At 67.1% G+C, this 20,671-nt stretch carries 23 protein-coding genes; 8 read left to right on the plus strand and 15 right to left on the minus strand.

Annotation, left to right across the window (positions count from 1 at the left end; genetic code table 11):
* Positions 1-64: 64 nt before the first annotated feature.
* Together ACNJ7K_RS24345 and ACNJ7K_RS24350 are read right to left on the minus strand one after the other, a co-directional pair.
* Positions 65-817 (minus strand): SDR family NAD(P)-dependent oxidoreductase, encoded by a 753-nt coding sequence (locus ACNJ7K_RS24345; RefSeq protein WP_230790428.1) that lies wholly within the window; start codon positions 815-817, stop codon positions 65-67.
* Positions 814-1,647, minus strand: a complete 834-nt coding sequence (locus ACNJ7K_RS24350; RefSeq protein WP_268654687.1) for an SDR family oxidoreductase — start codon at positions 1,645-1,647, stop codon at positions 814-816. Before ACNJ7K_RS24350 ends, ACNJ7K_RS24345 begins: the two co-directional genes overlap by 4 nt.
* On the opposite strand from ACNJ7K_RS24350, the gene ACNJ7K_RS24355 reads away from it, so the two are divergent.
* The 4 genes from ACNJ7K_RS24355 to ACNJ7K_RS24370 all read left to right on the plus strand — a co-directional run bounded on the left by ACNJ7K_RS24355 (position 1,646) and on the right by ACNJ7K_RS24370 (position 5,581).
* The gene (locus ACNJ7K_RS24355; protein WP_268654686.1) at positions 1,646-3,085 is read left to right on the plus strand and encodes a class I adenylate-forming enzyme family protein; all 1,440 of its coding nucleotides are present in this window, start codon (positions 1,646-1,648) and stop codon (positions 3,083-3,085) included. The two genes, ACNJ7K_RS24350 and ACNJ7K_RS24355, sit on opposite strands and share 2 nt — an antisense overlap.
* Complete coding sequence (locus ACNJ7K_RS24360) at positions 3,078-4,217, plus strand: thiolase family protein (RefSeq protein ID WP_268654685.1); 1,140 nt, start codon at positions 3,078-3,080, stop codon at positions 4,215-4,217. The genes ACNJ7K_RS24355 and ACNJ7K_RS24360 overlap by 8 nt, the downstream gene beginning before the upstream one ends.
* Positions 4,218-4,230: 13 nt before the next feature.
* The gene (meaB, locus tag ACNJ7K_RS24365; RefSeq protein ID WP_268654684.1) at positions 4,231-5,115 is read left to right on the plus strand and encodes a methylmalonyl Co-A mutase-associated GTPase MeaB; all 885 of its coding nucleotides are present in this window, start codon (positions 4,231-4,233) and stop codon (positions 5,113-5,115) included.
* Positions 5,116-5,251: 136 nt separating this feature from the next.
* Positions 5,252-5,581: a PLD nuclease N-terminal domain-containing protein gene (locus tag ACNJ7K_RS24370; RefSeq protein ID WP_225623655.1), complete on the plus strand. Its 330-nt coding sequence runs from the start codon at positions 5,252-5,254 to the stop codon at positions 5,579-5,581.
* Positions 5,582-5,597: 16 nt separating this feature from the next.
* On the opposite strand, the gene ACNJ7K_RS24375 is transcribed toward ACNJ7K_RS24370, so the two are convergent.
* Genes ACNJ7K_RS24375 through ACNJ7K_RS24385 form a run of 3 tightly spaced genes read right to left on the minus strand, consistent with a single transcriptional unit; the run spans position 5,598 to position 8,228 of the window.
* Complete coding sequence (locus ACNJ7K_RS24375) at positions 5,598-6,677, minus strand: NAD(P)H-dependent amine dehydrogenase family protein (RefSeq protein WP_277370405.1); 1,080 nt, start codon at positions 6,675-6,677, stop codon at positions 5,598-5,600.
* 38 nt (positions 6,678-6,715) lie between these two features.
* Entirely contained in the window at positions 6,716-7,531 is an 816-nt protein-coding gene (locus ACNJ7K_RS24380; protein WP_016695479.1) for an acyl-CoA thioesterase, read from the minus strand.
* A gap of 46 nt (positions 7,532-7,577) precedes the next feature.
* Positions 7,578-8,228 (minus strand): TetR/AcrR family transcriptional regulator, encoded by a 651-nt coding sequence (locus tag ACNJ7K_RS24385; protein WP_016695480.1) that lies wholly within the window; start codon positions 8,226-8,228, stop codon positions 7,578-7,580.
* Between the two features lie 179 nt (positions 8,229-8,407).
* On the opposite strand from ACNJ7K_RS24385, the gene ACNJ7K_RS24390 reads away from it, so the two are divergent.
* The 3 genes from ACNJ7K_RS24390 to ACNJ7K_RS24400 are packed head-to-tail and all read left to right on the plus strand — an operon-like array spanning position 8,408 to position 11,349.
* Positions 8,408-9,406: an acyl-CoA dehydrogenase family protein gene (locus ACNJ7K_RS24390; RefSeq protein WP_016695481.1), complete on the plus strand. Its 999-nt coding sequence runs from the start codon at positions 8,408-8,410 to the stop codon at positions 9,404-9,406.
* Positions 9,390-10,565 carry an acyl-CoA dehydrogenase family protein gene (locus tag ACNJ7K_RS24395; protein ID WP_487042335.1) on the plus strand — a complete coding sequence of 392 codons (1,176 nt, stop codon included), beginning with the start codon at positions 9,390-9,392 and terminating at the stop codon, positions 10,563-10,565. The genes ACNJ7K_RS24390 and ACNJ7K_RS24395 overlap by 17 nt, the downstream gene beginning before the upstream one ends.
* Positions 10,558-11,349 carry an enoyl-CoA hydratase gene (locus ACNJ7K_RS24400; RefSeq protein WP_016695483.1) on the plus strand — a complete coding sequence of 264 codons (792 nt, stop codon included), beginning with the start codon at positions 10,558-10,560 and terminating at the stop codon, positions 11,347-11,349. The genes ACNJ7K_RS24395 and ACNJ7K_RS24400 overlap by 8 nt, the downstream gene beginning before the upstream one ends.
* A 139-nt stretch (positions 11,350-11,488) precedes the next feature.
* On the opposite strand, the gene ACNJ7K_RS24405 is transcribed toward ACNJ7K_RS24400, so the two are convergent.
* Positions 11,489-12,256: an SDR family NAD(P)-dependent oxidoreductase gene (locus ACNJ7K_RS24405; RefSeq protein ID WP_230790435.1), complete on the minus strand. Its 768-nt coding sequence runs from the start codon at positions 12,254-12,256 to the stop codon at positions 11,489-11,491.
* Positions 12,257-12,342: 86 nt separating this feature from the next.
* Between ACNJ7K_RS24405 and ACNJ7K_RS24410 the strand changes: the two genes are divergently transcribed.
* Positions 12,343-12,777 carry a nuclear transport factor 2 family protein gene (locus ACNJ7K_RS24410; RefSeq protein ID WP_487042336.1) on the plus strand — a complete coding sequence of 145 codons (435 nt, stop codon included), beginning with the start codon at positions 12,343-12,345 and terminating at the stop codon, positions 12,775-12,777.
* Between the two features lie 76 nt (positions 12,778-12,853).
* Here ACNJ7K_RS24410 and ACNJ7K_RS24415 read toward each other — a convergent pair whose 3' ends face one another.
* From ACNJ7K_RS24415 to ACNJ7K_RS24455, 9 genes are all read right to left on the minus strand, one after another.
* On the minus strand, positions 12,854-13,588 hold the full coding sequence (locus tag ACNJ7K_RS24415) for an acyl-CoA dehydrogenase family protein (protein ID WP_487042568.1): 735 nt from the start codon (positions 13,586-13,588) through the stop codon (positions 12,854-12,856).
* Positions 13,589-13,656: 68 nt separating this feature from the next.
* Positions 13,657-14,745: an acyl-CoA dehydrogenase family protein gene (locus ACNJ7K_RS24420; RefSeq protein WP_159417418.1), complete on the minus strand. Its 1,089-nt coding sequence runs from the start codon at positions 14,743-14,745 to the stop codon at positions 13,657-13,659.
* Positions 14,742-15,167 carry a nuclear transport factor 2 family protein gene (locus tag ACNJ7K_RS24425; RefSeq protein WP_060650211.1) on the minus strand — a complete coding sequence of 142 codons (426 nt, stop codon included), beginning with the start codon at positions 15,165-15,167 and terminating at the stop codon, positions 14,742-14,744. The genes ACNJ7K_RS24420 and ACNJ7K_RS24425 overlap by 4 nt, the downstream gene beginning before the upstream one ends.
* Complete coding sequence (locus tag ACNJ7K_RS24430; protein WP_085470200.1) at positions 15,154-16,389, minus strand: metal-dependent hydrolase family protein; 1,236 nt, start codon at positions 16,387-16,389, stop codon at positions 15,154-15,156. The genes ACNJ7K_RS24425 and ACNJ7K_RS24430 overlap by 14 nt, the downstream gene beginning before the upstream one ends.
* Before the next feature lie 178 nt (positions 16,390-16,567).
* A complete protein-coding gene (locus ACNJ7K_RS24435) occupies positions 16,568-16,756 on the minus strand; it encodes a ferredoxin (RefSeq protein WP_059384035.1) in 189 nt (62 codons plus the stop codon).
* On the minus strand, positions 16,753-18,045 hold the full coding sequence (locus ACNJ7K_RS24440) for a cytochrome P450 (protein ID WP_085470199.1): 1,293 nt from the start codon (positions 18,043-18,045) through the stop codon (positions 16,753-16,755). The genes ACNJ7K_RS24435 and ACNJ7K_RS24440 overlap by 4 nt, the downstream gene beginning before the upstream one ends.
* Positions 18,046-18,348: 303 nt before the next feature.
* Positions 18,349-18,675: a hypothetical protein gene (locus ACNJ7K_RS24445; RefSeq protein WP_059384037.1), complete on the minus strand. Its 327-nt coding sequence runs from the start codon at positions 18,673-18,675 to the stop codon at positions 18,349-18,351.
* Positions 18,672-19,940: an aromatic ring-hydroxylating oxygenase subunit alpha gene (locus tag ACNJ7K_RS24450; RefSeq protein WP_120280520.1), complete on the minus strand. Its 1,269-nt coding sequence runs from the start codon at positions 19,938-19,940 to the stop codon at positions 18,672-18,674. Before ACNJ7K_RS24450 ends, ACNJ7K_RS24445 begins: the two co-directional genes overlap by 4 nt.
* A 4-nt stretch (positions 19,941-19,944) precedes the next feature.
* Positions 19,945-20,481 (minus strand): carboxymuconolactone decarboxylase family protein, encoded by a 537-nt coding sequence (locus ACNJ7K_RS24455; protein ID WP_159417420.1) that lies wholly within the window; start codon positions 20,479-20,481, stop codon positions 19,945-19,947.
* Positions 20,482-20,671 lie beyond the last annotated feature (190 nt).

Consider the following 20,671-nt stretch of genomic DNA (forward strand, 5'->3'; position numbering starts at 1 on the left):
AGCGGATTCGCACCCGGAAGCACGAAGGGAGGCCCGGTGCCGGACCTCCCTTCGTGCGGCAACCTCATCCCCTCGCGGACACGAGGCTCTCCGAACGCTGCACGGTGCCGGAGATCCCGTTCGCGTCCTGCTGCGCGAGCAGCACCGCGGCGGCGCCCATCGTCTCCGGTGGTTCCACCATCTCGGGCGGGATCTCCCGTCCGCCACCGCCGGCGGTCCAGCCCTCGGTGAGGACGACCCGTGACGGCGCGAGGCAGTTGACCGCGATGTTGTCCTGCCGCAGGTCGGCCGCGAGTCCGACGTAGAGCCGTTCCACCGCGGCCTTGGACACCCAGTAGGCGTTCGAGCCGCGGTCGGTCATCGTCACGCCGCTGGTGGTCACCGCGATCATCGACCCGCCGCCGCGTTCACGCAGGTGTGGGATCGCTGCCTTCGTCACGGTGAACACGCCCGTCAGGTTCACGTCCAGGCACAGCTGCCAGCGTTTCGCGGGCGTCGTCTCGATCGGCCCCATCCACAGCACTCCGGCGTTCGCGACGAGGATGTCGAGCCCGCCGAACTCGGCGACCGTCGCGGCGATCGCGGCGTCGACGGACTGCTCGTCGGTGACGTCGCACGGCACCGGGAGAGCCCGGCCGCCGGCGTCGGTGATCCGCTCGGCGACCGAGCCGATGGTGCCGGGCAGCTTGCCCTCCTGCTCGGAGCGTGCCGCGACCGCCACAGAGGCTCCCGCCTCGGCGAGAGCGACGGCGATCGCCGCGCCGATGCCACGACTGGCACCGGCGACGAACGCGACCTTCCCTGCGAGGGGGCTCACTTCGGCGGGAACCTCAGTGCACCGTCGAGGCGGATGACCTCGCCGTTGAGGTAGTCGTTCTCGACGATCGACGCGACGAGCGTCGCGTACTCGGCGGGGCGGCCCATGCGCTTGGGATGCGGGATCTGTGGGCCCCAGTACGCCTCGAGCTGGTCGCCGGCCTTGCCGTAGGCGGGGGTGAGGATCGTGCCCGGCGCGATGGTGTTGACGCGGATGCCGAGCGGCGACAGGTCGCGTGCGGCGACCAGCGTCATGCCGATGACGCCGCCCTTCGCGGCCGCGTAGGGGAGCTGCCCGATCTGGCCTTCGTAACCGGCGATGGACGCGGTGTTCACGATGACGCCGCGGGAGCCCTCGTCGTCGAAGGGGTCCTGCTTGGCGATGGCGGCGGCGGCCAGGCGCATGACGTTGAACGACGACGTCAGGTACGACTCGATGGTCTTGGTGAAGTTCTCGAGCGGCATGGCGCTGCCGTCCTTGCCGACGAGGCGTCCGCCACCGGCCGGGCCACCGTGGCAGTCGACGGAGATGCGCAGCGGCGCGAGCGAGTCCGCTTCCGCGATGGCGGCCGAGACGGATTCTTCGCTGCCGGCGTCGGTGCGCACGTACCGCACACCGAGTTCCTGCTCGAGTTCCTTGCCCTTCTCGTCGTTGACGTCGGCGACGACGACCTTCGCACCCGCCTCGTGGAGACGCCGGACGGTGGCCTGCCCGAGGCCACCCGTGCCGCCGACGACGATCACGGAGCTTCCTGCTACCTGCATGCTGCCTCCTTCGAGATTCGAGCTCTTGAAAGTAAAGCTCTCTGTCTGTGAGAATAATGTTCTCATGAACCTAAGCATGATTCTAGAAATGGCCGCAAGCACCGGCGAGCGAGCAGTTGCGACCGTCGGGAACCGGACCCTCACCGCTGCCGGTCTCGACGCCCTCGCACGTCGTGCCGCCGCGCAGTTCCGGAATCATCCGGCGGTGCTCTACCTGGGGTCCAACCACCTCGCGTATCCGGTGGCGCTGTTCGGTTCGGCACTGGCCGGGGTTCCTTTCGTGCCGCTCAACTACCGGCTCGGCGAACAACAACTCGGTGCGCTGAAGGCCAAGCACCCCGGTGCGCTCGTACTCGAGCAGGACGACCTCGACGCCCTCGTCGACGACTCCTACGCCACAGGCGACCCCGAACCGCCACTCGAACCTCAGTGGGACGGCGACACGGTCGCCGCGATCATCTACACCAGCGGCACCACCTCGGATCCGAAGCCCGCGATCCTGCGGCACCGGCACCTGCTCGCCTACGTGCTCAACACCATGGAGTTCGGTTCGGCCGCCGAGACCGACGCATCGCTCGTCTCGGTTCCGCCGTACCACATCGCCGGCCTGACCAACCTGCTGTCGAACTTCTACACCGGCCGCCGGGTGGTGTACCTGCCGGCCTTCGACCCGCAGGTCTGGCTCGAGACGGTCCGACGCGAACGCGTCACCCACGCGATGCTCGTCCCGACCATGCTCGCCCGCATCGTGACCGCCCTCGGCGACGACACGGCCGACACCCCCACGCTGGCGAGTCTCGCCTACGGCGGGTCGCGCACGCCGCGCCCGGTCCTCGAACATGCGCTGCGCGCCTTCCCCGACACCGGCTTCGTCAACGCCTACGGTCTCACCGAAACCGCTTCGTCCGTGGCGGTTCTCGGACCCGACGACCACCGCACCGCCTTCGACTCCACCGATCCGGCCGTCCGCGACCGCCTCGGTTCGGTGGGTCGCCCGCTCCCCGGCATCGAGATCGAGATCCGTTCCGAGGAGGGCGAACCCGTCCCGGCCGGCGAGACCGGCCTGATCTTCGTCCGCGGCGAACAGATCTCGGGCGAATACGGCAACCGCAGCGTCCTCGACGCCGAGGGATGGTTCTCCACCCGCGATCTCGGCCGGCTCGACGCCGACGGATATCTGTACGTCGAGGGCCGCTCCGACGACACGATCATCCGCGGCGGCGAGAACATCGCCCCCGCCGAGATCGAGGACGTCCTGCTCGCCCATCCGGGCATCACCGAGGCCGCCGTCATCGGTGTGTCGGATACCGAATGGGGACAACGCATCGTCGCGGTCCTCGTCGGCGACGGCGATCCGGACGAGATCCGACAGTGGGTGAAGGAACGCCTGCGTTCCTCGAAGACCCCCGACAACATCGTCTTCCGGGACGAACTGCCCAAGACCGAGACCGGAAAGCTCTTGCGTCGCACCCTTCTCGCCGAACTGGAGGCCACCCATGCCTGATGCCGTGATCGTTTCCGCCCTGCGCACCCCGGTCGGCACCGCCGTCAAGGGCACGCTCCGCGACACCGACGCGTTCGCCCTCGCGGAGCGCATCGTCACCGCGACCACCGAGGACCTCGACAAGAACCTGATCGACGACGTGATCCTCGGCGAGGGCCTGTACGGCGGCGGCGTGATCGCCCGCCACGCGGCCCTCACCGCCGGCCTGACCCACGTGCCCGGTCTCGCACAGAACCGGCACTGCGCGGCGAGCCTGTCGACCGTGCAGTCCGCCGCGGCGAGCATCCGCTCCGGCATGGACCGCATCGTGATCGCCGGTGGCGTCAACTCCGCGTCGACCTCGCCTCGATCGCTCATCCGGAAGGGCGAGGAGTGGGTGCCGTGGATGTCGCCCAGCCACCCCGACAGCCCCGAGGCCCCCAACCGCGACATGTCCATCACCGTCGGCTGGAACGCCGCGGTGAAGGCCGGTATCGGCCGCGAGGAAATGGACGCCTGGGTGCTGCGCTCGCACCAGGTCGCGATCCGCGCCATCGACGAGGGCCGCTTCAAGGAGGAGATCGTCCCGATCGACACCCCGCACGGCCTGTTCGACACCGACGAACACCCGCGCCGGGAGACGAGCCTCGAGAAGCTCGCGTCCCTGAAGGTGCTGCACCCGGAGATCGAGGGCTTCAGCATCACCGCCGGCAACGCCTGCGGCGGCAACGATGCGGCGGCCGCGCTGGCCATCGCGAGCAGCGATCTGGGTCTGCCCGCGCTCGGCAAGGTCCTGTCGTGGGCGTCGGTGGGTGTCGACCCCGCGATCACCGGACTCGCGCCGGTCGAGGCGATCCCGAAGGCCCTCCAGCGCGCCGGTCTGTCCATCGGCGACATCGACCTGTTCGAGATCAACGAAGCGTTCGCCGCGCAGTGCGTCGCGTGCATCAAGCTGCTCGAGATCGACCCCGAGAAGGTCAACGTCAACGGTAGCGGCTGCTCCCTCGGCCATCCGGTCGCCGCGACCGGCGCCCGCATGCTCGTCACCCTCACCCACGAACTGCGCCGCCGCGGCGGTGGCATCGGTGTCGCGTCGATGTGCGCGGGTGGTGGCATGGGCTCGGCCGTCGTGATCGAGGTGCCGGCACCGTGAACCGGGATACGCCGTGAACATCGGTGAACTGATCGACGCGGCACGCGGGGGCTCCCCGCGTGCCGCGGGTCGATTGCTGACCCTCGTCGAAGGACCGCGCCGGGACGAGGTACTCGAGCTGCTCGAACCCGCCCGCGCACGGGTCGTCGGATTCACCGGCCCACCCGGGGCCGGCAAGTCCACCACCGTCGGGGCGCTCACCACCGCCTACCGCGAACGGGGACTGCGGATCGCGGTGCTGGCCGTCGACCCGTCGTCCCCCTACAGCGGCGGTGCGCTGCTCGGCGACCGCATCCGCATGGCCGCGCACGTCGGCGACTCGGGTGTGTTCGTCCGGTCGGTGGCCTCCCGCGGACATCTCGGCGGACTCGCGGCCGCCGTCCCCGCGTCGATCCGGTTGCTGGCAGCCTTGGGTTACGACGTGATCCTGCTCGAATCCGTCGGGGTGGGGCAGTCGGAGATCGAGATCGCGTCGGTCGCCGAACCCACCGTCGTCATCCTCAATCCGGGTGGGGGCGATGCCGTCCAGGCCGCCAAGGCCGGACTGCTCGAGGTCGCCGATCTCGTCGTGGTCAACAAGGCCGACCGCGACGGTGCGGATCAGACGGTGCGCGATCTCCGTGGCGACGTGAAGGTCCCGATCCTCAAGCTCGTCGCCGCGACCGGCCACGGTGTCGACGACCTCGTCGACGCGATCGAGGCGCACCAGCGGGCTGACACCGCGGAACGTCGCACCGCGCGGGCCCGCAGCCAGATCCTGTCGCTGGCACACACCCTCCTGCGCAACCACTCGGAGTTGGATGCTCTGGCAGAGGCCGTCGCGGACGGTCGCGACGATCCGTACTCGGCGGCCGCACGACTCGTCGACGGTGTGGGCGCCGGGGTTTCGTCCCACTAGCGTGCTCGATCCGGTTGTTCCGACGGCGTCATGCGCGGTCGGAACAACCATTTCGGCGTAACCGGGGCCTACCCGAGCGGCGGCGTGAGTCCGCACGGCCTGTTAGCTTGCGAAGGTGCCGTATCTCGGATTGATCGTGACAGTGTTGTGGGTGGGATGCCTCGTCGACGTGATCTGCGCCGACGAGCAACGGGTCCGGCGTCTGCCCAAACTGCTCTGGGTGACGATCGTTCTCTTCCTGCCGTTGATCGGGTCGGGGCTCTGGCTGGTCCTCGGGCGACCGCAGGGGGTGGTGGACATGCTGACGTCCAGGTCCACTCCCCAGCACCCGAGTCGATTCCGCCCTGCCGTCGATCCCGAGAACGACGAGGAGTTCCAGCGGCGCTTCCGTGCGCGGGTCGAGCAGCAACGGCGGCTCGCGCAGGAGCAGCGCCGGCGGGACGAGGGCGACGAGAGCGCCGAGTGACAGCGCAGTTTCGATCTCAGGTCAGAACGGGGACCACGAGCGGGAGTTCGACCGTCGTCCGGATCCCGGACCGCGCCGCGCACACCGCCGCGATCGAGTTCACTGCACAATTGGCGGTGTAGGACGGGGAGATCTCGCTCATCCGCTCGAGCGGGATGGGGAAACGCATGTCGATGTCGAGGGGTGCGTCACCGTCGACGGTGATGTGCCAGCCGGTGGCGTGCAGGTCCCAATCGGCATCGAGCTGATCCGTGCAGTACCAGGTGGGCCGGAATCGCATCAGCTCGCGGCCGTCGCGGATGCCCGACACCGTGATGCGTTGCGCGGCCACCGTTCCCGCCTCGATCGTGCCGGCGGCGATGGTGACCGTCGAGCGTGCCGTGGCGAGTTCGCCCGTCGTTCGGATCGTGTCGAGGGTGAGGCCGAGCGCGTCGGCCAGGGCGGCCAGCGACGGTCCGAAATTGGATTCCACGTGGGCGAGCCGGACGTCGGCGAATTCTCCTGCATCACCACCGAATCCCATGACGTCGAACAGGATTCCGGGGGAGTTCCGCTGGGAGAGGTCGGCGTACTCGTCGATGGCGAGGTGGTCCATCCTCCGCTGGATGGAGGTCAGCACGAGTGGCACAGCCTCCGTGACGAAACCGGGACTGCTGCCGGTGCTGTGGATCGACGTACCGCCGAGTGCGCACGCGGCTTCCACGGCTTCACGCACCACCGGATCCATGCCCGCCGGGCGGTGGAACTCTCCACGGGTGGTGACGATATTCGTGCCGGAGGCGAGGATTCGGCACACTTCGTCGAGGTCGAACAGCAGCGGCATGTACAGCACGCAGTCGGCCCCGAGATCGACGATCTCGTCGGCGTCGTTCGTGGCGCGTACGCCGACCGGCTCGCGCCCGCACAGCTCGCCCGCGTCGCGACCGGCCTTGTCGTCGCTGTGCACGTACACGCCGACGAGTTCGACGGAGGGGTGGTCGATCACCGCGCGCAGCGCGCGGGCGCCGATCGTTCCGGTCGCCCACTGCACCACGCGCAGAGGGCGGGGTGTCGGAGTCTCGACGACGGCATTGTCGGGGGCGGACTGTTGTTGCATGACACCTCGATCTCGATCGGTGTTCGTGGGAAGAACCGTCAGGGCAGACGCAGCAGGGCTTCCTGGGCGAAAGAGGCGACGAGGGAACCCTTCTCGGTGAGCAGGTCGCCGCGGCCGAAGCACCGTCCGTGGGCGACGAGGGGACTGTGCTGTCGCAGAAGCAACCAGTCGTCGCTGCGGAACGGGCGGTGGAACCACAGATTGTGCGAGGTGACCGCAGACGTGAACGCCGTTCCGTTGCCGGTGTGGTCGAAGCCGTCGACGGCAAGAAGCGCGGTACCGATGAGGTTGAGGTCGGTGGCGTAGGCGGCGAGCGCCGGCGCATACGCCTCGTCGACCTCGGGGGTGCGCATCCACATCTCGAACTCGGGTGCGGAGACTCCGCGATCCTCGAGGTCGGTCGTCGTGCGGGTCTCCCACGGGATCAACGAGAACGGGGTGCGTGTGCTCTCGTCGAACACCTGGGGTACGGACGGCACGGTCTGCACCTCGGGGCCGTCCTCGCCGACGTGCATGGACACCGATGCCGTGGCGAGGACGCCCTTCGACTGGCGCGCGACCGCCGTCAACGTGGCGAAGGTCCGGCCCTCGTGCAGGCGGGTGATCTCGTAGCGGACGGGCTCGTCGGCGCGTCCTTCACGGGCGAAGACGGTGTGCAGGGATTTGATGCTCTTCTCTGGGCAGGTCAGCTCGGCGGCACGCACGAACTGACCGAGCAACTGGCCTCCGAAGAGCCGGTGGTATTCGAGGTGCTGATTGCTGCCCTCGAACACCACCGGCTCGGGGCGCTCCTCGTCCCCGGGGGACGAGCGCAGATCGAGACAGGCGAGGAGGTCGTTCCACAACTCGGTCACGAGCCGAGTGTAAGTGAACTACTCCGATTTGAGAATGGTGTTCTCGTCAGTGGGCGGCGAAACCCTGAGAGCAGAAGTTCCAGACCTCGTCGGCCGTGATGGGACGGGTCGTGCTGTCGTCGCCTCCGCTCGACTGAGCGATGAACATCACGGTCTGCATCGTCATGGCGGCCATCCGTTTCGGGTTCAGTCCCTCGCGGAGGCTGCCCTCGGCGTCGACCTTCTCCATCAGCTCCGTGAACAGCGCGAGCATCGGTGCGTGCGCGACCTTCACCTCGGCGGGGTGGGTGAGAAGCAGCTGCGGCGCGAAGTCGGTGAACAGCGGTCGCTGGGCCGTCGGGTCGGGCCGGGACGACTCGAACAGCAGTTCCACCGCGACGCGCAACTGGTCGAGAGGGGCCTTCTCGCCGGCGGCAGCCGCACGGATCTGATCGGCAGAGCGACTCAGAGCATCTTCGAAGAGCGCGAGCAACAGCTCGTGCTTACCGTCGAACTGCAGGTAGAAGCTGCGAAGCGACTGCTTCGAACGGTCGACGACCTCCTGGACCGTGAAGTCGGTGCTGCCCTTTTCCGTGATGATCGCCTGCGCTGCGTCGAGGAAGCGCTGTACGCGCTGTTCGGCGCGCAGTTTGGCGGTCCGGATGGAGCGCTCGACTGCGCGTTGCTTCCAGGCCGGTTCTTCGCTGGCGCCCGTCACTGCCCGGATCGCCCTGTGTCGCGTGGAGTGGACATAGGAGCACTGTACCGGAGGGTAGGGGCGCATTGCGGGACTGTCCTTCCGTTTCCCGCACCGATCAGAGACTATTACTATCTTGAAAAGAGAATGTTATTCTCATCGCGATACCAGGCTCAGTGCCAGGAAGGAGGCAAGTCGGAATGCTTTTCGAGTTCGACTCCGATCAGCAGTTGTGGCAGAAGACCGTCCGGGAAGTGACGGCGAAGGAATGCCCGTCGACACTCGTCCGCACCGTCGTCGACAACGGCGCCGATCCGGCCCCGTTGTGGAAGACCTACGTGGGCCTGGGATGGACGGAACTGGTCGAGTCCGAGGCCGCGGTGGAGCTCGCGATCGTCCTGGAGGAACTCGGCCGGGCAACCGACCCGACCCCCTTTCTCGCCACCACCACCCAATTCGCCCCGCTCGTCGCCGGCCGGACCCGGCCCGATCGTGCGGGCGCCGCCGTCTACGAGGGCATCTCCGCCGTGCGCGACGCGGACGGCTGGCTGCTCCGCGGCACCGCACACCGGGTGCTCGACGGCGACCGCGCCGACGACATCGCCGTCGTCACCGATGCAGGTGTGTTCACCGTCCGGGCCGATCAGGTGTCGGCCCGCCGCACCTCCGCCTTCGATCCGGTCCTGCACCTGGCCGACATCGTCTTCGACGACGTGCGGGTCGAGACGGACCCGGACACCGACGTCGACGTGGAGAAGGCACGGCACGTCGCCCTCGCGGGACTCGCCGTCACCATGGTCGGTGCCTGCCGCCGCATCCTGGATCTCGCGCTCGACCACGTGCGCAACCGCCAGCAGTTCGGTGTGCCGATCGGGTCGTTCCAGGCCGTCAAGCATCGCGCCGCCGACATGCACGTCGCCGTCGAACGTGCCCGCGCTCTCGCGTATTTCGCGGCACTGACGATCGCGGAGGACGACCCGCGCCGTCGCCTCGCCGCCTCCATGGCCAAAGCCGCTGCGGGAGAATGCCAGTCGACGGTCTTCCGCAGCGGTCTGCAGTTGTTCGGCGCCATGGGCTTCACCTGGGAGAACGACCTGCAGTTCGCGCTCAAGCGTGCCCGGGCGGGGGAGCACATGCTCGGATCCGCCGCGGAGCACCGCGCACTGATCGCCGAGGAGTACCGTGCAACTCTCGTTTGATTCCGACGTCGAGGAGTTCCGCGCCGAGTTCGTGGCCTTCCTCGACGAGCATCTGCCCGATCCGTCCGAGGCCACCGTCCGCGCCCGGTCGAGCGCCGACGTCCCCGAATGGGCACGCCGCTGGCAGCGGGTCCAGTTCGAGCACGGTTGGCTGCTGCCCGGCAATCCACCCGAGTTCGGCGGCCGCAACGCGACGATCCTGCAGCAGTACGTCCACCTCGAGGAACTGTCGAAGCGGCGGATCTACCACAGCTTCAACCCGCAGGGGCTCGGCATCATCGCGGCCTCGCTGCTGTCGTTCGGCACGGACGAACAGAAGCAAGGCTGGGCGGTGCCCATCCTCCGAGCGGAGATCACCGCAGCTCTCGGGATGAGCGAACCCGGCGCGGGATCCGACCTCGCCTCCCTGCGCACCCGGGCGGTGCGCGACGGCGACCACTTCGTCGTCAACGGCCAGAAGGTATGGACCTCCGGTGCCCACGACGCCGACGTGCTCCTGACCTTCGTCCGTACCGATCCGGATGCTCCGAAGCACAAGGGGATCAGCGTCCTGCTCATCCCCACCGATCTGCCCGGCGTCGTCCGCAGGCCGTTCCCGTCGGTCGCCGACGGCGACGACCGCGACTTCAACGAGGTGTTCTTCACCGACGTGCGCGTGCCCGCCGAAAACCTCATCGGCGAGCTGAACGGCGGCTGGTCGGTCGCGAACGGATCGCTCGGGCACGAACGCACCCTGCTGTGGCTCAGTTTCGCCGACCGCCTGCAGGACCTCGTCGAGGACTTCCGCCCCCGCACGGTCCTCGACCGCGACCGCTACGCCACACTCGTGATGGACCACCAGGCACTGAAGCTGCTCGGCTCGGCCGCCCTCGTCCGCGAATCCCGCGGAGCGCAGGACGTTCCCGCCCTGTCGGTACTCAAGCTCCTCGGATCCGAGGCGGTCCAGACCGCCGCCGAACACGCCCTCGACGCGTCCGGCCAGGACGGTCTCGTCCATCCGGCGACGACATCGGCATATGTGCCGTGGAATCTCGACAACTTCTCGTCGAGCTGGTTCGAGAGGTTCGTCCGGAGCTTCGCCGGCACCATCGCGGGTGGCACGTCCGAGATCCAACGCAACATCATCGCCGAACGCGTCCTTGGCTTGCCCCGTGGCTGACAAGTACATCGGGTACGAGACCTCCGACCGGATCGCGACCATCACACTGAACCGGCCGGAGGTCGCCAACGCGCAGAACGGCGCCCTCCTGGACGAACTGGACGCCGCCTGGACCCGCGCCGGCGACGATCCCGAGGTCTCCGTGATCGTGCTCCGCGCCGAGGGCAAGCACTTCTCGGCCGGGCACGATCTCCGCAGCGGAGAACCTGTCCCCGACAAGATCACCCTCGAGATGATCTACCGCAACGAGTCCCGGCGTTATCTCGAGTATTCGCTGCGGTGGCGCAACATCCCGAAGCCGTCCATCGCCGCGGTGCAGGGCCGGTGCATCTCCGGTGGCCTCCTGCTGTGCTGGCCGTGCGATCTCATCGTCGCGGCCGACGACGCGTCGTTCTCCGATCCTGTGGTCCTCATGGGTATCGGCGGCGTCGAATATCACGGGCACACCTGGGAACTCGGCCCACGCAAGGCCAAGGAGATCCTCTTCACCGGCCGACCGGTCACCGCGGAGGAAGCGGAGCAGACGGGCATGGTGAACCGCGTCGTGCCCCGCGCCGATCTCGACACCGAAGTACGCACGCTCGCAGAGCAGATCGCGAAGATGCATCCCTTCGGCCTGCGGCAGGCCAAGCGGGCCGTCAACCAGACCCTCGACGTGCAGGGCTTCTACGCCGCGATCCAGTCGGTCTTCGACATCCACCAGACGGGACACGGCAACGCCCTCAGCGACAGTGGGTGGCCGGTCCTGATGAATCTCGACGAGATGAAGGACAACATCCGCTAGCGCACGGGGCATTCGCTACCGCTTTCGCCATTCGCCGCGGAAATTGTTGTAGCGTATGGCGATTCCGGTAGCCGATGGACAACGCAGTTACGTGTGGGGCCGCCTCCGAATCCCGGAGGCGGCCCCGCACGCGTGTGTCTCAGACCTTACGGGTGACACCACCGTCGACGCGGATGATCGCGCCGGTGGTGAAACTCGACGCGTCGCTGGCCAGATGGAGTGCGAGTGGCGCGACCTCCTCGGGCCGGCCCATGCGACGCAACGGCACGAAGGATGCCTCCTCGTCTTCCGGCGGAGCCCATGCCTTCGACAGGTCGGTGCGGAACGGACCCGGAAGGATCGAATTGACACGCACTTTCGGTGCGTAAGCCTCTGCCAGGCCCACCGTGAGGGCGTTCAGGCCGGCCTTCGCGCACGCGTAGGGGAGTTCGCGCACACTCGCCGTGAGCGACCCGGCGGTGCCGATGTTGACGATCGACCCGCCGTCGTGCTCCGCCATGTACGTGCCGGCGCGGACCGCAAGCCGGAACGGGCCCTTGAGGTTCACGCCGAAGGTCTTGTCGTACAGCTCTTCGGTGATGGATTCGAGATCCTGGTAGAGCGGCGACATTCCGGCATTGTTGACGAGGATGTCGAGACGCCCGAAATGGTCGAGGGTCGTGTCGACGAGCGTGTTGCAGTCGTCCCACTGTCCGACATGGCAGGCGACGGGGAGCACCTTGCTGCCGGTCGATGCCTCGATCTCCTTAGCGGCGAGTTCGCACGCGTCGAGCTTGCGGGAGGCGACGACGACGTCGGCGCCGTGTTCGGCGAGGATCTGCGCGATGGCGCGGCCGATGCCACGCGAACCACCTGTGACGACAGCAGTTTTCCCGCTCAGATCGTGAAGAGAGTCAAGTTGTCCCATATACGGATCATGCCTCAGAACAAGGGTATTGGAAAGGGGGTTCTCTTCTGAAAGAATGAAGTTCCGGACGAAGTCGAAGGAGCCTCATGACGCCCGACGAGCTGTGCGACAAGTACGCCATCACCGAACTCCTCTACCGCTATGCGACGGCGGTGGACACCAAGGATTGGAAGAAGATGGAATCGGTCTTCACCGAGGACGCCCATCTCGACTACAGCTCCGTGGGATACCAGCCCGGACCGAGGGACGAAGTGCTCGCGCAGCTGCAGAAGGCGCTGTCGTACCTGCCGATGTCGCAGCACTTCGTCACCAACGTCGAGGTCGACCTCGACGGCGACCGTGCGACGGTACGGGCGATGTTCTACAACCCCATGCAACTCCCCGGCGTCGACGGCCTGACCTATTGCGGGGGCAACTACCACCACGAGGTCGTGCGGACCTCCGAGGGCTGGAAGAGCTGCCGCCTCACCGAGGAGAGCCTGTGGTTCTCCAATCATCCCGATCCGTCGAAGAACCTGTAGCCGCGCGTCCGGAGGACGAAAGACGAGGACACCCTGCACGACAGGGCGTCCCCGTCTGCTTCGTGTGGACGGACGGTCAGAGGTGCACCAGGCGCGGCGCCGAACCCTCCGCGCGGATGAGGGCGCCGGCCTCGCGGGTCAGCTCGCGTGAGCTGCCGAGCAGACCGTCGAGCACCAGTGCCCGCTTGATGTGTCGGTGCAGGTCGTGCTCGGCGGTGAAGCCGATACCGCCGAGGACCTGCTGGCAGTGCCGTGCCGCGATGATCGCCGCGCGACCCGCGACGGCCTTCGCGAGCAGGGAACCGAGCTCGTCGGTGGCGGCACGCAGGGTGGCCTCCGCGCCCTCGACGGCGACGTACGTCTCCGCGAGCCGGTGCCGCACCGCCTGGAAGCCGGCGATCGGCTTGCCGAACTGCGTGCGGTCGAGAGCGTGGGTACGGGCCGAGTCGAGCATCGCTCGGCTCGTTCCGACCAGCCACCAGCCGAGCGCACGACGTGCCGCTGCGACCGGCACCGGATCACCGGATCCGACCGTCGCGATCGGCAGTTCCGCGTCGAGCGCGGTGGTGTCCCGGTCCTCGCGTGCCCACTCGATCCACTGTCGGCCGGTGTAGGGGAGGGGTACGACCCCACCGGCCTCACGACCCGCGTCGACGAGCACGACGTCGTTGATCACCGGGGCGTGCGCGCCGGTCTCGCCGAGCAGCCGGAACACCATGGGGATCGTGTCGTCGGGCATCTCGGTGAGCATGTCGTGCCAGCCCAGATCGACCAGCGCCGCGTCGAGTGTGGCACCGGTCGTGCTCTCCATGGTCTTGCGCAGTGCGTCCTCGAGCAGGCCGAGGTCCGAATCCGGCGCCGGTGCAGTGCTGTAGGTCGTCACTCCGCCCCCAGATCGAGAAGTCGGCGCGCGACGATGTTGCGTTGGATCTCGGCGGTGCCGCCGTAGATCGTCGCCGCACGGGAATACAGGAATTCGGTCCGCCATTCGGTGTCGGACAGTTCGAGTACGCCGGGAAGCAGATCCCGCGCGGTGTCGAACAACTGCTGTTCGGCGGTCGCGAGGAGGATCTTGTCGACGGAGGTCTCGGGGCCGAGCGACGCGCCCGACGCCAGTCGCTGCTGGGTGGCGAGCGACCGGCACCGCACGGTGTGCAGCGCGAGGTAGGCCGCGCCGAGTTCGTCGTCGGTCGTCGAATCAGTCTCGTCCACAAGTCGATCCAACCGGGTGAACAGATAGGCGATGCGATGCCAGAAGCATGTCGACCGTTCGTGCGGAAGCAGATCCATCGCAAGCTTCCAGCCGTCGCCGGGATTGCCCAGCATACGGTCGGCCGGCACGACGACGTCGTCGAAGTACACCTCGGCGAACTCGTCGACGCCGTGCATCGTGCGCAGCGGCCGGACGGTGATGCCCGGGGTGTCCATGTCGACGAAGAAGGCGGTGATGCCCTTGTGCCCCGGCGCGGTACGGGTGAGCAGCACGCAGCGGGAGGCGAACTGGGCGAGCGACGTCCAGACCTTCTGCCCGTTGATCACCCACTCGTCGCCGCGTTGCTCGGCCCGGGTGGACAGCGACGCGAGGTCGCTGCCCGAGCCGGGCTCCGAGAAGCCCTGGCACCACTGTTCCTCACCGCGGAGCAGTTTCGGCACCATCTCCGCCGCGAGTTCGGGTCGCGCGTAGGAGATCATGGTGGGCGCGAGCACCTCGATCATCGAATAGATGCCCGGCTCGGCGAGGTCGCGGGTCGCGACCTCCTCGCCGAGCACGGCACGCAGGACGGCCTCGCCGCCGAGTCCGCCGACCTCCTCGGGCCAGCCGTAGCGCATCCAGCCCGCGTCGTAGAGTTCCCGCCGCACGCGGGCGAGTTGTTCGACCTGCGCGTCGAACGAGTGATCCGGTCCGGGGGTCAGATCGTTCTCGTCGAGCCAGGTTCGGACGGCGGTCCTGAATTCGGTGACGTTCATGCCGGTTCGAAGGCGTGGGGGATGCCGGAGTCGTGGGTTCCGCTGCGGCGGATGAAGGTCATCGCGCGGGTGCGCAGTCGCCAGCCGTCGGCCGTGCGGACGTAGGTGTCGTTGTAGTAGCCGATCCGCATGTCGTGCGTGGAATGTTCGACGAAGCACAGCGGCTGGGTGCCGGTCGCGGTGTCGCCGTCGATGTCGATGAGGGCCGTGCCCGTCATGAACAGGCCCTTCGGTGCGGCCGCGACGAGCTCGGGGAACCGGTCGAGGGGGAACGCGTCGCCGAAGGCACTGTAGGTGCCGTCGGGGGTGAACACCGAGACGACGCCTTCGACGTCGTTCTTCGTCATGTTCACCGCGTAGCGGGCGAGCAGCTGGTTGATCTCGACGAGGTCGTCGGTGATCGAACGGTCAGTTGTGGACATAGACCTTTCCGCCTTTCATCACGAACCGCACGTTCTGGGTGACGGTGATGTCTTCGGTGGGATCGCCGGGGACGGCGATGATGTCGGCGAGCAGACCTTCGGCGAGGCGACCGCGGTCGTCGACGCCGATGAGTTCTGCCGCATTGATCGTGGCGGCCTGGATCACCGCGAGGGGAGGGATTCCGCGGTCGACGAGGGCAACGATCTCGTCGGCGTTCTTGCCGTGGGGGATGGCCGGCGCGTCGGTGCCGACCGCGATCTTCACCCCGGCCTTGTATGCGGCGAGCACCGAGGTGCGTGCCTTGGGGAACATCTCGGCGGCCTTGGCCTGCAGCTCCGGCGGCGCGTGGGAGGTGTCCATCGCGTCGGCGAGACGGGTGGTGGGCACGAGCCATGTTCCGCGCTCGACCATGAGGTCGATGGTGTCGTCGTCGATGAGGAATCCGTGTTCGATGCAGTCGATTCCGGCTTCGATCGCGTGTCGCACGGCTTCGGCGCCGTGCGTGTGCGAGGCGACCTTCATCCCGCGACGATGTGCCTCGTCGACGATCGCGCGCAGCTCTTCGTCCGAATAGTGCTGGGCACCTGCGGATCCGGTCATCGACATGACGCCGCCCGAGACGCACACCTTGATGAGCTGGGCGCCGTGCTTGATCTGGTAGCGCACCGCCTTGCGGACCTCGTCGACGCCGTTGGCGATGCCCTCCTCGATCGTGAGGTCGAGGACGCCGGGCGCGAACGCCGCGAACATCGTCGGATCGAGGTGTCCGCCGGTGGGGGTGATGGCGTGACCGGCGGGGACGACGCGCGGGCCGTCCACCCAGCCCTTGTCGATGGCCGTTCCGAGGGCCACGTCGAGGAGGTATCCGCCGGTCTTGACGAACAGTCCGAGATTGCGGACGGTGGTGAATCCCGCGCGCAGGGTGCGGCGGGCGTTTCCGACGGCACGCAGCATGCGCAGGGGCGGGTCGTCCTGGACCGTCGAGTAGACGGGCTTCTCGCCGCGTCCACCCATGAGGAGGTTGACCTCCATGTCCATCAGGCCGGGCATGAGGATCAGGTCGCCGAGGTCGATGACGTCACCCTCGGGCGTGTCGCCCGAATTATCACTGTAGGTTCCGCCCACTCCGGCGATGCGTTCGCCGTCGACGCGGATGATTCCCGGGCGGACGATCTCGCCCGTGTCGACGTCGAGCAGTCCGGCTGCCTTCAGGGTCAGCATCGCTCGTCCTTTCATCGGAGAGCGACACATCATGAGAATGTCACTCTCATATCTTGATTATGAGGTTTTCACACAACCCCGGACGGCGTCAATCGACCCTCGATGGGAGAAACGAAAAAGGGCGTCGGCCCGGACCTTTCGGTCCGGACCGACGCCCGTGTTCGGTTTCGATCGTGACTCAGTCGAGCCGGATCGCCCTTTCGGGACAACCCGCTGCGGCCTCCCGCACGGATTCCTCGTGCTCGGCCGGGACCTCGGAGACGAGCGTGACCGCGTACCCGCCGTCGCTCAGGTCGAAGACCTCCGGGCAGGCGGCGAGGCAGACTCCGTGTCCGCGACAGGCGTCGTCGTCGACGAAGACCTTCACTTCGACTCACCTTCCGCCGGCGCGTACTCGAGGTGCAGCGCGAGCAGGCCGCGCAGGATGAAGGTCGGCAGGTAACCGAACTTCCGGTCGTTCTCGGGGCCGTGCACCTTCTCGGAGATCCGGATCTCGCTGGTGCGCTCGAGCAGACGCTGGATGCCCACGCGCCCCTCCGTGCGGGCGAGCGGGGCGCCGGGGCACGAGTGCACACCGCGACCGAACGCGATGTGGGTGCGGGCGTTGCGGCGGTCGATGTCGAAGTCGTTCGGATCGGAGAACTGACGCGGGTCGCGGTTGGCGGCACCGTTGACCAGCATCATGATGGTGCCGGCCGAGACGTCGACCCCGCCGATGGTGGTGGGGGTCTTCGCGAGTCGGAAGTCGCCCTTGATCGGGCTCTCGAAACGCAGCGTCTCCTCGATGAAGTTCGGGATGCGATCGGGCTCGCTGCGCAGGGTCTTCTGGAGTTCGGGCTGCTCGGCGATGATCCGCAGCGCCGAGCTCAGCAGACGCACGGTGGTCTCCTGGCCGGCGGAGAACACGTTCGCGGCGATGCGCAGGACGTCGTCGACGGGCGGCAGGGTGCCGTCGGGGAAGGTCGCGGTGGCGAGGCCCGTCAGCACGTCGTCGGTGGGGTTCGCGCGGCGGTCCTCGATGTACTGGCCGAACTTCTTGTACAGGAACTCGAGCGGGTTGAGCTTCAGTGCCTCACCCTCGGTGCTGCCGAGCGAGAAGCCCTTCTCCACCTGGATGTTCAGGCCCTCGATGAACTCCTGGTGGTCGCTCTCCGGCACGCCCAGCAGGTCGGCGATGACGAGCATCGCGAACGGCGCAGCGAAGCCGGTGATGTAGTCGCCCTCGCCCCGGGCGAGCAGGTCGTCGAGGAGCCGGTCGGCGATGCGCTCGATGAAGGCCTCGTTCTCCTTGAGGCGCTTGGGAGTGATGAGCCGCATCAGCAGGCCGCGATGGTCGGTGTGCTGCGGGGGATCCATGGTGGGGAGCTGGTCGTTCATCGGCAGCGAGGGGCGGTGCTCCTCGATGAAGTCGGTGATGTCGTCGCTCTCGGGGCAGGCCGGAAGGCCGGAGAACGGGCCGGTCACCGAGATGCACGACGAGAAGGTCTGCTCGTCGCTCAGGACCTGGATCGCCTCCTCGTAGCCGGTGACCATCATGACGTTGTGGTGGGGTTCGCGCCTGACCGGGCATCCCTCGCGCAGGGCGTCGTAATAGGGGTACGGGTCCTCGACGAGATCCGGATCGGTGAAGAAGTTCTTCGTCTCGATGTCGGTCATGTTTCCTCCCGGGGCAGGCTGTGGGCTGGTGCAGAGTTCGACCTCGCCCCGCGGCCGTCCCGCGCTCGAAGCCGTGTCTCGCCCGCACATCCAACCATGGGTCGGAAAGTCCGGCGCGAGGGGATCTTTCGTGCATATCGGACTTGTGATCGATCACGTGACGACAATCGACCAACTGTGTTCGATCTTGAAATACGGACGGCGTGGAACCGAAGAAACCACAACGCGCCCGTACTCGAACCCCGGAGGGTTCGGGTACGGGCGCGAGGTGTGCTCATCGCCGGAGTGTCCCGACGGGTGGCATCACACCACCGGTTCCTTGGTGATGGTGACCCAGGCGGCGCCACTGTCCGGCACGCGGGGCTGCTTCCAGACCTCGACGGGGAACGAGACCATCACGAGCGACTGCATCAGGTGCATGAGCGCGCGGGCATCGTCGTCGAGGTCGTCCAGATCGAACTTGTCGAGGTAGGTGATGGCGTCCTCGAGTCGGCCGAAGGCGGCGTCGTAGAACTGCTGCATCTCGGGCATGCTCGACGCCAGCCGCTTGGCGTAGCGCTCGGGCTCGGTGGCCAGAGCCCAGTCGGCATACGGTTCGAGGTCGGCGAATTCGGTGGGCAGAGTCGTCACTTCTGGTACTCCTTGACGTAATCGGCGACGGTCTTGTGGAGGTGGCGCAGGAGGATTTCCTGGTCGTTGAGTGGGAAATCGGTCACTGCGCGGGTGCCGATCATGGTCTGGGTCGCTTCGAGGGTGTTCGCGTCCTGGAGCGCGTACTCCTTGAAAGTCACCGCGGCGAGTTCCTGCGCGAGGCGGTCGCGAGCGTTCTTCGGCGGGACGAAGTACAGGCTCGTCTCGAAGATGTGCTTGTCGACGGCGGTGGGCCAGTAGGTGTAGGTGAGGTACCAGCCCGGCTTCCAGATGAGCAGCGTCATGTTCGGGAAGAACTCGAAGCTGTCCTGGCCCCAGCTGTGGAACTTGGTGGGGTTGACCGCCGGAGGCAGCTGATCCTCGGCCAGGCCCTCGATGTCCGGAACGTCCCACGGGCCGAAGAGACCCGAACGCAGGACGCGCTCGATGGGCTTGACCATGTTCGGGTCCTTGGGCGGGGCCATGCCGCCCCACGAGGAGATCATCGAGTGCGGCGACTTGATCTCGTAGTGCAGCGCCTCGTAGCCGTAGCCGGCGAGCTTCTCGGCCTCGTCCTTGACCGCCTGCTTCATGTGCAGGATCGGTGCGTGGTAGAACTCGGCGAAGGCGTCGATGAACAGTTTCCAGTTCGCGTTGATCTCAGAGCGGTAGCTGTAGACCTCGGTCATCTTGTCGAAGGGGTAGCCTTCGAGACCCTTGGCGAAGTCGCCGAGGTAGTCGACGAGCGGAGCTGCGTCGTCGTCGAGGTTGATGTAGATGAACCCTTCCCACGTCTCGCAGCGAACCGCCTTGAGTCCGAAGTCCTTCTTGTCGAGATCGAAGAACTCGCCCTCCTGCTGCACGAAGGTCAGATCGCCCTCGAGGCTGTAGCGCCAGGCGTGGTACTTGCAGGTGAACTGCTTGCAGCTACCGGCGGTCTCCTCGTTGGGGAAGTCGTTCCACACCAGCTTGTTTCCGCGGTGGCGGCACACGTTGTGGAACGCGCGGATGACGCCGTCGTTGCCCTTGACGATGACCAGCGAGGTGCCGGGCCCGGCCGACGGGATCTCCTTGGTGAAGTAGCTGCCGACGCGCGGCAGCTGCTCGACGCGACCCATGTAGAGCCACGTGCGCTTGAAGATCGCCTCGCGCTCCGCCTCGAAGAAGGCGGGATCGATGGAGTCGGTGTAGTCGACGGGTGCGGTGCCGAGTTCGGGATAGTGCTCGGTCCAGCTTCCCTCGGCCGGCTTGGTGAAGTGGGGCAAGGTTCTACCTTTCGTCTTCGAACTCGATACCGAAGGTGTTGTAGGCCATGGCCATCAGGCTGTAGCCACCCACGGTGAAGATGAGGTCCATCAGTTGTTTGGTGGTGAGATGCTCCGAGAGCGCTGTCCAGGTCTCCTCGGACATGCGCGAGGTCTCGGTCAACTCCCGAACGGAGTCGAGCAGGCGCTGCTCGAACGGATCCTCGGCCGACCCGTCGACGGCCGCGGCGATCTCGTCCGGCGTGAGGCCGGCCTCGGTGCGCGCGATCTCGATGTGGTGCTCCCGCTCGTACGAGCAGTCGTGCAGTGCGGCGACCCGCAGGATCACGAGTTCGCGCAGCCTGGCCGGGAGTGTGGATCGGAACAGAAGATGCACGCTGAAGCCGAGAAAGGCCTTGGTCAACTCCGGATGGTGGACGAGCGTCGCCATCGCGGTGCCGGCCTGCTCCGGATTCCTCATGTGCCGGGGCATAAGACCTTTCAGTGCTGCGTCGACGTCCTCGTCCCAGAGTTCCGCCGGCAGCGGGGATAGCAGTGCCACATCAACCTCCTCCCTGTTCGAGAGAATTGCATTCTCATTTCTGATCGATAGATTTCCACGTCCGCGCCGGATAGTCAACGTTCCGCGAGAAATGTCCCGTTTCTGCTGGTGGGAAGCTCGCGCGCGGAGCGGCTGTCGCTCCACGCTGCCGGTGGATGCATGAGATCTACGAGCCTCCTCCTCTTGTGGG

Source organism: Rhodococcus shunpengi (assembly GCF_048381395.1).
Classification (GTDB): Bacteria; Actinomycetota; Actinomycetes; order Mycobacteriales; family Mycobacteriaceae; genus Rhodococcus.

What these genes read in the sequence shown, in the direction of transcription:
- ACNJ7K_RS24355 (WP_268654686.1), top strand. Translation starts at nt 1,646, where the DNA reads ATGAACCTAAGCATGATTCTAGAAATGGCCGCAAGCACCGGCGAGCGA.
- ACNJ7K_RS24350 (WP_268654687.1), bottom strand. Translation starts at nt 1,647, where the DNA reads ATGAGAACATTATTCTCACAGACAGAGAGCTTTACTTTCAAGAGCTCG.
- ACNJ7K_RS24360 (WP_268654685.1), top strand. Translation starts at nt 3,078, where the DNA reads ATGCCTGATGCCGTGATCGTTTCCGCCCTGCGCACCCCGGTCGGCACC.
- ACNJ7K_RS24375 (WP_277370405.1), bottom strand. Translation starts at nt 6,677, where the DNA reads ATGCAACAACAGTCCGCCCCCGACAATGCCGTCGTCGAGACTCCGACA.
- ACNJ7K_RS24390 (WP_016695481.1), top strand. Translation starts at nt 8,408, where the DNA reads ATGCTTTTCGAGTTCGACTCCGATCAGCAGTTGTGGCAGAAGACCGTC.
- ACNJ7K_RS24405 (WP_230790435.1), bottom strand. Translation starts at nt 12,256, where the DNA reads ATGGGACAACTTGACTCTCTTCACGATCTGAGCGGGAAAACTGCTGTC.
- ACNJ7K_RS24410 (WP_487042336.1), top strand. Translation starts at nt 12,343, where the DNA reads ATGACGCCCGACGAGCTGTGCGACAAGTACGCCATCACCGAACTCCTC.
- ACNJ7K_RS24415 (WP_487042568.1), bottom strand. Translation starts at nt 13,588, where the DNA reads ATGGAGAGCACGACCGGTGCCACACTCGACGCGGCGCTGGTCGATCTG.
- ACNJ7K_RS24420 (WP_159417418.1), bottom strand. Translation starts at nt 14,745, where the DNA reads ATGAACGTCACCGAATTCAGGACCGCCGTCCGAACCTGGCTCGACGAG.
- ACNJ7K_RS24425 (WP_060650211.1), bottom strand. Translation starts at nt 15,167, where the DNA reads ATGTCCACAACTGACCGTTCGATCACCGACGACCTCGTCGAGATCAAC.
- ACNJ7K_RS24430 (WP_085470200.1), bottom strand. Translation starts at nt 16,389, where the DNA reads ATGCTGACCCTGAAGGCAGCCGGACTGCTCGACGTCGACACGGGCGAG.
- ACNJ7K_RS24440 (WP_085470199.1), bottom strand. Translation starts at nt 18,045, where the DNA reads ATGACCGACATCGAGACGAAGAACTTCTTCACCGATCCGGATCTCGTC.